Raw genomic sequence first — 11,600 nt, forward strand, 5'->3', positions numbered from 1 at the left:
ACATCCTGCCTATTCTTCGCCCCGTTGTTTGCTTTATTATTTCGCCAATACGAAACGCTCATAAAGCTCATCCAGCATGTTGTTGGCGGAAATGATGCCCCCGCCGTTGTTCCAGGAAACTTCATTGACCATGAAAATTTTATTGTTTTTTACGGCATCGAGATTTTTCCATAATGGGTGACTCGTCCATTCCTCATACAATTTTTGAACGGCATCATCCCCCGTATCATCAAACTTAAAAATAAAGAAAACGTCGGCGTTCATGCTGGGAATGCCCTCTTTATCCGTCAATTTAAGAACCACTGTGCCCTTCTCCGCTTCTTTTTGTTGACTTTCAGGACGCACAAAACCGAGTTCATCCAAAATATCTCCGGCGTAACCCGTTATGTAAATACGGGCATGATCGGCTCTGAAGTTCAGTACGGATATTTCAACCGGCCACTCGGCACCCAGTTTTTCTTCAATTTTCCCTTTAAAATCGGCCACTCGATTCTCCCACTTCGAGAGGAGTTCACTCGCTTCCGTTTCTTTATTCATTGCCTTCCCCATTAACTGAACGGTCTCTTTAAACTTAAAGACCGTCTCATGGGTTACGGTTGGAGCGATTTGAGATAATTGATCATAAATTTTTTCATGCCGCAACTTGGAGGCGATAATTAAATCCGGCTTCAGCTTGGCGATTTCCTCCAAATTAGGCTGGGTTTCTTCCCCCACAATGGCGACACCTTCAAGGTCGTCTTTCATATAATTATAAACCGGCTGTTCCACCCAGGATTCAACCACGCCTACGGGCTTAACCCCTAAAGCCACAGCCACATCGGTAGCACCTTGATACAACGTAACAATTCTTTTCGGCGTACCCGTAATCTCTGTCTTGCCCATAGCATGTTCAATGACGCGGACATCTTGATTTTCAGAGGCCTGTTGCTTGTTATTCTGCTGATTACCTTCTTTCGGCTGTTCCCCACTCGCTTCTTGTGTCGGCTGAGTTTCTGCTCCCCCTTGTTCGTTAGCCCCGCAACCGACAATAACCAACATTAAAATCAGAATCGTTGCCAGCGGCGTAAACCATAATTTTCTTGCTCTCGACATGATGCTCCCTCTCCTTTTCCCGGCCAATCCAATTGATATTGATTCTCATTATTATTATTATACGAAAGGCGACATGAATGAACATGGACATTTAAGTCCACTATTTGGACGATTCCGGCATAAACAGCTGATGTGCTTTATCCAACAATAGATCATGTGAGAGAGAGGAGTAGCATGTATAGAGATGCCGGCTGTCGTACATACAATACACCGCCCGATTCCTGACTGCCTTTAAAGCACGCCATTGCTTGTTAGCGAATAGCGCGCTTGCTTCGTTTCGGATCGCGTGATCCATGTCCGCCGTGCCATCGTGCTTATAACTGGTTAACAGGATCCGATCCGCTTCAAACGCAAACAAATCCTCCAAGTATATCTCCTTGTAATGGGCAATTTCCTCCGCGCCTTTGGGAACGGCCAGTTGCAAATCGCCGTAAAGAACCGTCCCTATGTTGCGCTGGCCGTACACACACATTTTCCCGTCGCCGATTCCGACGATCAGGACGGTATCGTCTCCGATTTTTTGTTTGATTTGCTTTCGGATCGTTTCGGCTTTTCGTTCGTAATGCTCCAGCCAGTCGTTCGCTTCCTTTTCTTTGCCGACGATCTTGGCGACCGTCTGAAAATGAATTCGCCAGTTTTGGAAAAAAGGAAGCGTTACGGTCGGGGCGATATGATCGAACATTTTCTCCTTTGGAGATTTACCGAAATCGCGGGACTCGCACGTAACAATCAAGTCCGGTTTGACTGCCATCAACTTCTCCAAATCCGGCATCGAGTCGCCGACGGTAATCGTGTTACGGAACCGGGAGGTAACCGGGTAAGCGTTATTGATAATGGCGGCGTAAGGCTCGATGCCAAGCGCAATCAAATGGCCAGTCGGCAAATGTTTCAGCGAAGCGATTTTTTCCGAATATCTGATTTGTTTCACATAAGCCGTGGGCGAGCGGCCTGTCGTCGCCTTAAACTTGCGGCTAAAATAAAATTCATCGCTAAAGCCGACGCTGTGGGCGATCGAACGGAAAGAGTCGCCGGATTGCACCAACAATTGCCGGGCTTGGTTAATCCGGATTTCCGTCAAATATTCCATCGGACTTTTGCCGGTTTTTTTCCTGAACACGCGCGAGTAATAATCCGCACTCATCCCGGCCATTTCAGCAAGCTTCTCCCGGGTTACAGGAAATCGATAGTTCTGTTCCATATAATCGAGGGTAAGCGTAATCGCTTGGCTGTAATCCGGTTTCTGTTCATGAACGGCATTCTTGAATAACGCAACTAACAGTTCTTGAAACAGAATATTTGCCTCCATAGCATACAGACGAATGCCGCTGAGCTGCTTCTTCTTCATCTCATGAACCTTCTCGATAAGCGTATTGAAATGCATAACGGATAATTCATCCGGGCATTTCAACTCGGCAGGCGCGAAATGGCCTAGATCCGCAGCGGCCTGCAGAGCCTGAAAAGGTATATAATAATAATCCGCCGGATCGTCCGAATGAATAAGCAGCTTTACAGAAGCATTAGGCGATAAGATGAAAACCTTTTGCCGATGCAAGGGATAGCGGCGTCCATCTATGACGATATCTCCTTTGGCTTCCTTAAACAACAACATGGCGTACAAGGATGTCTCGTGGCGAAATAAAGATTGTCCCGAATGGGGATGCCTAATATCCTCCAATTTATATAGATAAGAAGCGAGTCGCTCTATGAGATTGTTAGTGTCCTTCATTGAGCCCAGCCTTTCTGCATCAAATGATAATTGTTCTCATTTATAATACCAAAATAGACACCATCAACTCAACGATTAGCATTCAGGCAGCCGAATGACTGGCCTACCGGCTCTTAATTTTCAGTATACAGTTATTCGATTAATTACAGCAAAGAAGCCTTTTTTTGATTCCGTAATAGAAAAAGGGCCTTCAGTATGCCCTTTTCTGTATACATTAATTTTGAAGTTTCTTGACAATTAGCTGATTGGTCTAAAGCTCCAGTATCAAGTACCGCAAAAGGTTCGGTAAGGACGCGTCGATGGCTCGGGCAGCGTGCAGTAATCTGCCTGTTGGGGGGCGAGCGCGTAAGGGCTCTTAAGAACATCAAGAAGCCGCTCCATCACGCTGTAGTCCCCTTGTTTCACCGCGGCTTCCAATGCCTCTTCTACCCGGTGGTTGCGAGGGATCACCGCGGGATTGCTGTTCCGCATCAACTGATGCGAGGAAGCTTCTGATTCCTGCTGCCTGCCTAGTCTCGCCTGCCACCGCTCATGCCACTGAGCATATTCCGCGGTGCCGAACAGGACCGTATCCTCCGGCTTATCAAAAGTTAATGCGCGGAACGTATTGGTGTAGTCCGCACGATACTTCTTCATCATACTGAGCAGGTCTTCAATAAGGGATTCATCCTGTGGCTCTTCGTTAAAGACCCCCAGTTTTGCCCTCACTCCCGCGAGCCAATTACGGTGATACAACTCGCTGAAATCTGATATCGCATCCTCTGCCAGTTCGACAGCCTGGTCCTCTTCGTCATGCAGCAGAGGCAGCAGGGTTTCAGCAAATCTCGCGAGATTCCACGCCGCAATACTCGGCTGATTGCCATAGGCATAGCGGCCATGAGTGTCAATGGAACTGAATACCGTTTCCGGGTCATAGTCATCCATGAAGGCACAAGGACCATAATCAATGGTTTCTCCGCTAAGGGCCATATTGTCGGTGTTCATCACCCCGTGAATAAAGCCGACGAGCTGCCATTTGGCAATCAGCACGGCCTGACGCTTGATCACTTCCTGCAGCAGGGAAAGATAGCGGTTCTCATCAGCGTCAACTTCCGGAAAATGTCTCTGCAAGGTGTAATCGGCCAGGGTCCGGAGCTCCTCAACCGTGCCCCATTGTGAAACGTATTGAAAAGTGCCGACGCGCAGATGACTGGCAGCCACGCGGGTGAGAATGGCGCCGGGTTGCTCGGTTTCGCGGATTATCGTCTCACCGGTTGTCACCACCGCCAGGCTGCGGGTTGTAGCAATACCAAGCGCATGCATGGCTTCGCTGATGATGTATTCGCGCAGCATCGGTCCAAGTGCCGCACGACCATCGCCTCGGCGGGAGTATGGCGTTCTGCCTGAACCTTTAAGCTGAATATCAACCCGCTCGCCTTGGGGAGTGAGCTGTTCGCCAAGCAGCAGAGCCCGGCCGTCCCCTAACATGGTAAAATGACCGAATTGATGCCCTGCATAAGCTTGAGCAAGAGGCAAAGCGCCTTCAGGAATCCGATTGCCCGCAAACACCGCTACGCCATCATTGCTTTGAAGCGATTCGGCGTTCAGCCCCAGGGATGTTGCCAACGGACGATTAAGGATGATCAACTTCGGTGAGCGTACCGGAGTTGGATTGAGCCTGGTAAAAACGGACTCCGGCAGGCGAGCATAACTGTTGTCGAAGTTCCATCCTGTTTCTATTGCTTTGTTCTCTGTCATTCGTATCTCCTTTATTTCTTTTGTCTTTTGGTGTCTTAGGTTTTTTCTGCACATTAAACGCATTAAACAAAAATCATAGGCATTATGATAGGTTCAGTTATCTATTTTCTACATCAACACAAGGCAGCCCCTTTAGGGTTTACTTCTGCCAATTTATTATACCCTTTCCACACTTCGTTGGCGCCCTTTTTGTACCCAACAATTCTTATCCCATAAATTAAAAAGCCGCATATTATGCGACTTTTAATGGGTCAATGTTTTTGACATCCGTCAATCCTCATCCATCCAGCATCATCTTTCACAGCGCGGCAAGCCACTCAAGGCTCCTTATCATATGTTCGATCAAGGCAGGAATGTCCTCAATCTGATCTTCGTTAATGCGCCGGTTGAACCGCAGCTCGATGACATCCCGCCATACGGCAGGCTCCTCGCCGTAAACGATACTCAACGTTTGGACGGGCGGCATTTCCGGCTGCCAAACCGAACGAACCGCCTGATCGATGCGGCGGCACTCCTCCGGCCAGTCGCGGACCTGCTTGTAGAATCGCACAAGAAGCGTACAGGCAGGTGTGCTGCCGGGTGTCTCCAGTATTTCGGCAGCCAGGTCGTCGAGCGACGATTCCAGTACGACCTCTCCCGTCACCGTTCCGCTGCCTGCCAGCATGAATTGAAGAGTGAACTTGCGGGACATCACCGCCATGTCCAGCAGATCCTCCCGGTTTGTGATCTGAATCTTCCCCTCGATGTTATCGAGATCGTACAGTTGATTCTCAAAGGCTATCTTCAAGTTTTCCAAAACTGTCGGATCGAACATATCGTCTCACCCACTCCTTCCGTCCGGTCGGCTCACTTCAACAGCATGCCCCGTCCAACGGCTTGGAAGTCTTTGGGGTGTAACAAGTACGGTTGCGGAATGCAATTTAGGAGAAGGTGGATGCCCAAGTACTGTTCCAACAAACTTTTGGAAAATCGCCGGAAAGCCTTAAATTTCCTAAGGCGCCTGATGTTAAAGATCTTGTTCGAAGCGTTGCAGCAAGCCGGTCAAATACGATCACCAAACGAAGGCTGCCGTTCGATTCGGCAGCCTTTGGTATTCAAGTATCGATTCGATTTATTCTGAATCCTTCGTATAAAAAGCATTCTCCTCCGGCCGACTATGGCCGTAAAGCCGTACATAGATTTGCTCAATCTCTTCGCCGGTCAGATCGCCCTGCTTCAGCAGATCCTCCGCTATGGCGTGGACGAAGCCGGCGTATTCGCGAACCAGCTTTTTTACTTGGAGCATCTGCTCCTTCAGCAGCACGTTGATTTTTGGCCGGAGAGCCTTTAATGCATCGGGACGAGAGCCCGACGCAAGCCAACACGGTTGGATTATTCTATGAAAAGTTAACCCCCTAAATGACTCATATCCAAAGCCGCGCGAGCTAATGTTGAGACTTCTGCTTTTGCCATGAAAAAATGTTACCTGGAAGGTTCCTCACATCAAGCAATGACGGAACCTAATCTTATAAAATAAAAAAATAACCACCGCCCGTAACGGGGTAATGGTTATTGTCATAACGAATGCAGGAATACATGGTTACTTTTGTTTGACCGGGTTGTATTTCATCGCTTGGTCCGTCTCATCCGAGCATGTCTCAATCCGGCTCACCTTGTCCCATAATTCGAGCGTCAATGCAACCAGCGCCCGCTGCTGTTCAATCGACATGCCTGTTTTTATTTCTTCTGCATAACCAAGATCTCTCTGCAAATCAACAAGCTTCTTTCGGCTCCACGTCATGCTACCAACTCCCGTTCGATTCGAGTTGATGATAGAGACTGATCGATCGTCGATTCGTAAGCAAGGCCAGCGTTACCTGGTAGATATATATGGCCGTATATCCAAAGCTATGCATAATAAGAATCGCGTCGATCAGCCACGCGAGCCCCTAACCGATGATGATTTTGCCTTCGGCATATTTGTAAAGTTCTTTATCCGGTTTCGGCGTTAAAGCGTAGGCCAGAGTAAGAGGACCCAATCTGCCAACAAACATCATCAGGGCAATGAGAATTTTACCGATCAGCGTTAGATCCGAGGTCAGGCCCATGCTGAGACCTACCGTGCCGAAGGCGGAAGTCACCTCGAACAAAATCATCAGAAAAGGGTGGTTTTCGGTTGTGGACAAAATCATCGCAACCAAAACAATCAGAAAAACGGCAAGTATGGATAGCGTAATCGCTTTAAGAATGCGGTCTTGGGCCAAGCGGTATCGGTAGATCGAAATGTTATCCTTTCCGCGCACCATGGCGATCATCGCGCCGATCAGTATCGTAAACGTCGTGGTTTTGATGCCGCCGCCCGTTGAACCGGGCGATGCGCCTATAAACATCAGAATGATGATGAAAAATTGCGTGGCCTGGCGAAGCGCGGCGATGTCCAATGTATTGGGACCGGCCGTTCGCGGGGCGACGGACTGGAAGAACGATGCCATAACCTTGCCCGCCCAATCGAGCGGTCCCAATGTTTCGACATTGGTAAACTCGAAAATAAAGATGACGACCGTACCGACCAGGAGCAGCGCAGCCGACATCGTGAGCACGACCTTGGAGTGAAGCGTCAATTTTCTTCGCTCCCGATAATCCACAACATCGGCAATGACGATAAACCCGATACCGCCCAAAATAATCAATCCCGTTACGACCAGATTAACAAGCGGATCGGTGGCGTAGCCGGTAAAGCTGCTGAACGGACCGGTGATGGGGCCGAACAGGTCGAACCCGGCATTGTTGAACATGGAGATGGCGTGCCAAACGCCGTAATAAATCGCCTGTCCGAGGGGCATGTCGAACGACCAGCGCACGGTCAGCAGCGTTGCTCCGGCCGCTTCGATCACAAGTGAATAAATCAATACCCTGCGGATCAGCCGCACGATTCCTTCCATGCTGTTCTGATTTAGCGCCTCTTGAAGGATCAAGCGTTCTTTAAACGAAATCCGTCTGCGGAAAACAAGCGCAATGAGGGTTCCCATCGTCATGAACCCGAGTCCGCCCACTTGTATGAGGCTGATAATGACGATTTCGCCGAAGGTGGACCAATGCGTGCCGGTATCCACCACGACCAACCCGGTGACGCAGGCTGCCGATGTGGCGGTAAATAGAGCGTCGATAAACGGTGTTCGTACCCCCTGCTCGGAAGAGATCGGCAGCGTCAGCAGAAAGGCGCCCAATAAAATGATGCAGGCAAATCCGAATGCGAGAATTTGCGGCGGAGTAAACCGGTGCAGCGGAAAATGGTTGGATTTGCTCACGATAGCTCTCTCCTCTGTTTGTCGCCGAATATAGGATTCCCATTTTAATTACACCCATTCCATCCATTACAAAAAGCCGCAGGAAAGCACGACTTCCCCGCGGCTTATTTTTCAAGCTGGACGATTATGCCAAGCTGCGATGATGAATTGAATCATACTCTTTTCAGAGCCTCCAGTAAAGCTATAACAATACCGAAAAACATATTTAAAAACTCATTCTTTAAGAAGTTAACGCTTACAATCGTCGCTTTCACCGTTTCCCTTCCTTTTTTTCGTCTTTTCTCCCGTTCCTGTTCCCACTTCATGACGGAAACGTACCAAAGGCGCCGTATTTTCAATTTTCGCGCGCCGATCGGCATGATCCGGGCGCCGCAGCTTGCCGCCGATCAGGCTCCTGCTTCGAACACCGGCCGATATGCCATCATATTTTATATGGTGAGCGAGAGAACGAATATGGAGATGATAAGATGAAATTATCCCTGGCTGCCCATGCCGAGAGCGGCCCCGCGATCGATATTTTAATTCCGGCCATCGAAAAGGATCTTGCCACGCTTCCCTATGTCATAGACGGTCTGCGAAAGCATGTGAAGCATCCGGTCGGCGATATTTACGTCGTCTCCCCCGGCAGCGAGCGCATACGGAGCCTCTGCAGGCGAAAAAGGTGCGTTTTCGTAAACGAAACCACGGTCCTCCCGATCACAAAGCGCGACATTCATTACCGCTCCCGAACCTGGGACCGTTCGGGCTGGCTGTACCAGCAGCTGCTTAAGCTGAGCGGCGATACGGTCTGCAGCCGGGATTTCCTGGTGGCGGACGCCGATACGGTGTTTATCCGTCCTCACCGCTTCCGCAGCAACGGCAAGACCATTTTTTATTCCCGCGCCTGGAGCCAGCCCGAATACTTCAACACTTACCGCAAACTTCTCGGCCGCAAGCGTACCTCTCCCCGTTCCCTGGTTGCCCACTATATGCTGTTCGAGAGGGCGAAGCTCAGGAAATTGAAACGCACGATTGAGGCACGGCACGGCATCCCCTGGTTCAAGGCGGTTATACGCGTTATCGACCGCACGAAGCAGTTCGGCTTCTCTGAATTCGAGACCTACGGGAACTTTGTATACGCGTTGAATCGCGCAGGCTATACCTTAAGGCCCGCTCTGAATAAAAGCTTGCCGACCGGCCCCCGCCGCTTATCCGCATCGAAAATAACCAAGCTCGCCAAGTCGTACCGCTCGATTTCGTTCCACAAGCGCAAAATCTATCGCCGAAGCGGCGGAAAGCCGTCAGACCGTTAAGGAGGAACGAGCTTGCACATCGTACTTTTGTCGGGGGGCGCGGGTAAAAGGCTGTGGCCTCTCTCCAACGGCGTTCGCACCAAAGCGTTCCTTAAGCTGCTTCCCGCGCCGGGCGGAGGCAAGGAGTCAATGCTTCAGCGGGTAATCCGGCAGCTGGAGCGCTCCGGCCAGCTTGCTTCGTCCTTGATCGTTACCCATCACAGCCAGCTTGATATTACGTTCAGCCAGATCGGCGAGCGGATTCCGGTCGTCAGCGAGCCCAGCCGGCGCGGAACGTTTAACGCGATTGCGCTCGCCTCGTCCTACCTTCGGGAGCGCATGCGGGTAGCGGAGGACGGCATCATTTGCGTTATGCCGGTCGACTTGTTTGCGGAGGACGATTTTTACGCGGTCATTAAACGGCTGCCGGCCGTACTCGCGCAATCGCAAGCGAAGCTGGCGTTGATCGGCGCCGATCCCTCCCATCCGTCCGACCAATACGGGTACATCGTGCCGCAGCCGGGCGGCCATACGGCCTATCGGGTCGTCGAGCGTTTTGCGGAAAAGCCCGATGAGCGGGAGGCACGCCGCTTGATTGCGCAGCGTGCGCTTTGGAACTGCGGCATTTTCACTTTCCGGCTGGGCTTTATGCTCGCCGCGCTGGAGCAGCGAAAGCTTCCAGCAAGCTATGGCGAATGGCTGGCGTTGTTCGATACGCAGCCCGATGCCAGCTTTGACCGGGAGGTTGTGGAACGGAGCACAAATGCGGTGGTCGTCCCTTACGGCGGGCCCTGGCATGATTTGGGCAGCTGGGAAACGCTGACGCAGCAGCTCGCCGATCGGGTCACCGGACCGGGTTCGCTGTCGGACGATACGACCGATACGCACATCGTCAACGAATTACCGGTTCCCGTGCATGTAATCGGCGGACAGGGTCTCGTCGTCGCGGCCAGTCCGGACGGTATTCTCGTCACGAGAAAAGGGTCAAGCAGCGAGATCAAGAAAGCGGTCCCGGATGCGGCGAGCGGCCAAGCCGGCAGATATGACGAAAAACAATGGGGTACCCGGACGGTCTACGACAGCAAGCGCGAGACGGGACAACCGGTGTCGCGGACGTCCAAAGTGGCGATGCTGCCGGGGATGGGAACGGTCTGTCACGAGCATGCCGGGACAAAAGAAATTGTGGTCGTGCTGGCGGGCCGCGGCGAGATCGAGATCGACGGCGCCCGGCGTCCGGTCGAAGCCGGGGAGACGGTTGAAATTCAGCCGGGCCTGAAGCACCGTGTGACTGCGGTAACCGCTTTAGAGTATATCGAGGTTCATGTAGACGTCCGCCCCGAAGAGCTTTCAAGCCTGTACGAAATGTGAAAACCGGGCATTCATCCAAGCATTTTGGCGGCATGTTAAATACACTGATTTTAGCTCATCAGAAGGAGGCATAAGTTCAATGAGTTGCGTACCCGGTTTCGGAGGCCTTACTTCCGCAGGCGTAATCCTGGTATTGTTCATTCTGCTCGTCATCGTATCCCGCGCGTTCATCTGGTAATAAAATCCAAAAAACAGGAACGGCTGCCGAAGGCAGCCGTTCCTGTTTTCCCAAGCGTTTCTCTTGCGGCAAGCGCCGCTCCGCGCGATGCGCTAAAGCACGTCCTCCGTCTCGATCGCGTTACCCCGAATGAGTTCAAGCGCGGTCCGCATTTTATCGATATAAGCAGGATCGCCGCCGGAACACATGAACCGGACGTTTCCGCCGCCTTTGGCGTCGCCCGCAATCCCGAAACGGTGCAGCAGCGCGGCGAGCCGTTTCACCGTTCCCGCGTTGCCGTCTACGATGCGGATGTGCGGCGGCAGCATGCCGCGAAGTGTATCCGTGTAGAACGGATAATGGGTGCAGCCTAGCACGACGATGCCGTAATCGTCCAGATCAAAGGGAGACAGCTTCGCCCGGAAATAATCTTCCATAATGCGTTTGTCGAATTGCAGGTCTTCACAGTAGCGGACGAGTTCCGGCATCGGCAGCGAATCCACGATACCCCGGTCGTCCACGCGGGATACGAGCGCATAATATTTAGGCAGCTGCAGGGTTAGGGGCGTGGCGAATACCAGCACTCTTTTGCCCGTGGCCCGGTTCATCTCCACAGCCGGCTTGACGGCCGGCTCCATCCCGACCACCGGAATGGAATAAAGCGTCCGCAGCTCCTCCACGGCGATGCTCGTGGCCGTGTTGCATGCGACGACAAGCGCGTCGATGCCTTCGCCCATCATCGCTTCAATGCTCTCGAGGACGAACGCTTTGACGTCTTCCTCCGATTTGGTGCCGTAAGGGACATGGAGTGTGTCCGCCATATACAAATAATTCTGGGCCGGGAGGCGCCGGAACGATTCCGCCAGCACCGACAGCCCCCCGATCCCCGAATCAAAAAAACCGATTGTCATAGGTTATCGATTCCTAACGTTTGGAGTGTTGAGTATGATGAAGAGAATTAT

General features: G+C 51.5%; 11 protein-coding genes. 3 read left to right on the forward strand and 8 right to left on the reverse strand.

The window, feature by feature from the left end; translation table 11 throughout:
• Window positions 1-36: 36 nt before the first annotated feature.
• The 7 genes from RWM61_RS03165 to RWM61_RS03195 form a co-directional block, all read right to left on the reverse strand.
• Window positions 37-1,092, reverse strand: coding sequence for an iron-siderophore ABC transporter substrate-binding protein (locus tag RWM61_RS03165; RefSeq protein WP_313997302.1), 1,056 nt, complete (start codon window positions 1,090-1,092; stop codon window positions 37-39).
• A 100-nt stretch (window positions 1,093-1,192) separates the two neighbouring features.
• Entirely contained in the window at window positions 1,193-2,701 is a 1,509-nt protein-coding gene (locus tag RWM61_RS03170) for a helix-turn-helix domain-containing protein (RefSeq protein ID WP_313997414.1), read from the reverse strand.
• Window positions 2,702-3,082: 381 nt separating this feature from the next.
• Window positions 3,083-4,555 (reverse strand): protein adenylyltransferase SelO family protein, encoded by a 1,473-nt coding sequence (locus RWM61_RS03175; RefSeq protein ID WP_313997304.1) that lies wholly within the window; start codon window positions 4,553-4,555, stop codon window positions 3,083-3,085.
• Between the two features lie 298 nt (window positions 4,556-4,853).
• Entirely contained in the window at window positions 4,854-5,369 is a 516-nt protein-coding gene (locus RWM61_RS03180) for a hypothetical protein (RefSeq protein WP_313997306.1), read from the reverse strand.
• Window positions 5,370-5,666: 297 nt separating this feature from the next.
• Entirely contained in the window at window positions 5,667-5,840 is a 174-nt protein-coding gene (locus RWM61_RS03185) for a hypothetical protein (RefSeq protein WP_313997308.1), read from the reverse strand.
• Window positions 5,841-6,134: 294 nt separating this feature from the next.
• Window positions 6,135-6,335, reverse strand: a complete 201-nt coding sequence (locus tag RWM61_RS03190) for a hypothetical protein (protein ID WP_313997310.1) — start codon at window positions 6,333-6,335, stop codon at window positions 6,135-6,137.
• Window positions 6,336-6,483: 148 nt separating this feature from the next.
• Window positions 6,484-7,842: a TrkH family potassium uptake protein gene (locus RWM61_RS03195; RefSeq protein WP_313997312.1), complete on the reverse strand. Its 1,359-nt coding sequence runs from the start codon at window positions 7,840-7,842 to the stop codon at window positions 6,484-6,486.
• A 467-nt stretch (window positions 7,843-8,309) separates the two neighbouring features.
• Here RWM61_RS03195 and RWM61_RS03200 point away from each other — a divergent pair, with 467 nt between their 5' ends.
• From RWM61_RS03200 to RWM61_RS03210, 3 genes are all read left to right on the forward strand, one after another.
• Window positions 8,310-9,134 (forward strand): DUF6492 family protein, encoded by an 825-nt coding sequence (locus RWM61_RS03200; RefSeq protein WP_313997314.1) that lies wholly within the window; start codon window positions 8,310-8,312, stop codon window positions 9,132-9,134.
• A gap of 12 nt (window positions 9,135-9,146) precedes the next feature.
• A complete protein-coding gene (locus RWM61_RS03205; RefSeq protein WP_313997316.1) occupies window positions 9,147-10,481 on the forward strand; it encodes a sugar phosphate nucleotidyltransferase in 1,335 nt (444 codons plus the stop codon).
• Window positions 10,482-10,560: 79 nt separating this feature from the next.
• The gene (locus tag RWM61_RS03210) at window positions 10,561-10,659 is read left to right on the forward strand and encodes a YjcZ family sporulation protein (protein ID WP_313997318.1); all 99 of its coding nucleotides are present in this window, start codon (window positions 10,561-10,563) and stop codon (window positions 10,657-10,659) included.
• A 92-nt stretch (window positions 10,660-10,751) separates the two neighbouring features.
• Here the strand turns inward: RWM61_RS03210 and murI are convergent, their stop codons facing one another.
• Window positions 10,752-11,549 (reverse strand): glutamate racemase, encoded by a 798-nt coding sequence (gene murI / locus RWM61_RS03215; protein WP_313997320.1) that lies wholly within the window; start codon window positions 11,547-11,549, stop codon window positions 10,752-10,754.
• Window positions 11,550-11,600 lie beyond the last annotated feature (51 nt).

The organism is uncultured Paenibacillus sp. (assembly GCF_963515335.1).
Taxonomy (GTDB): domain Bacteria; phylum Bacillota; class Bacilli; order Paenibacillales; family Paenibacillaceae; genus Paenibacillus_I.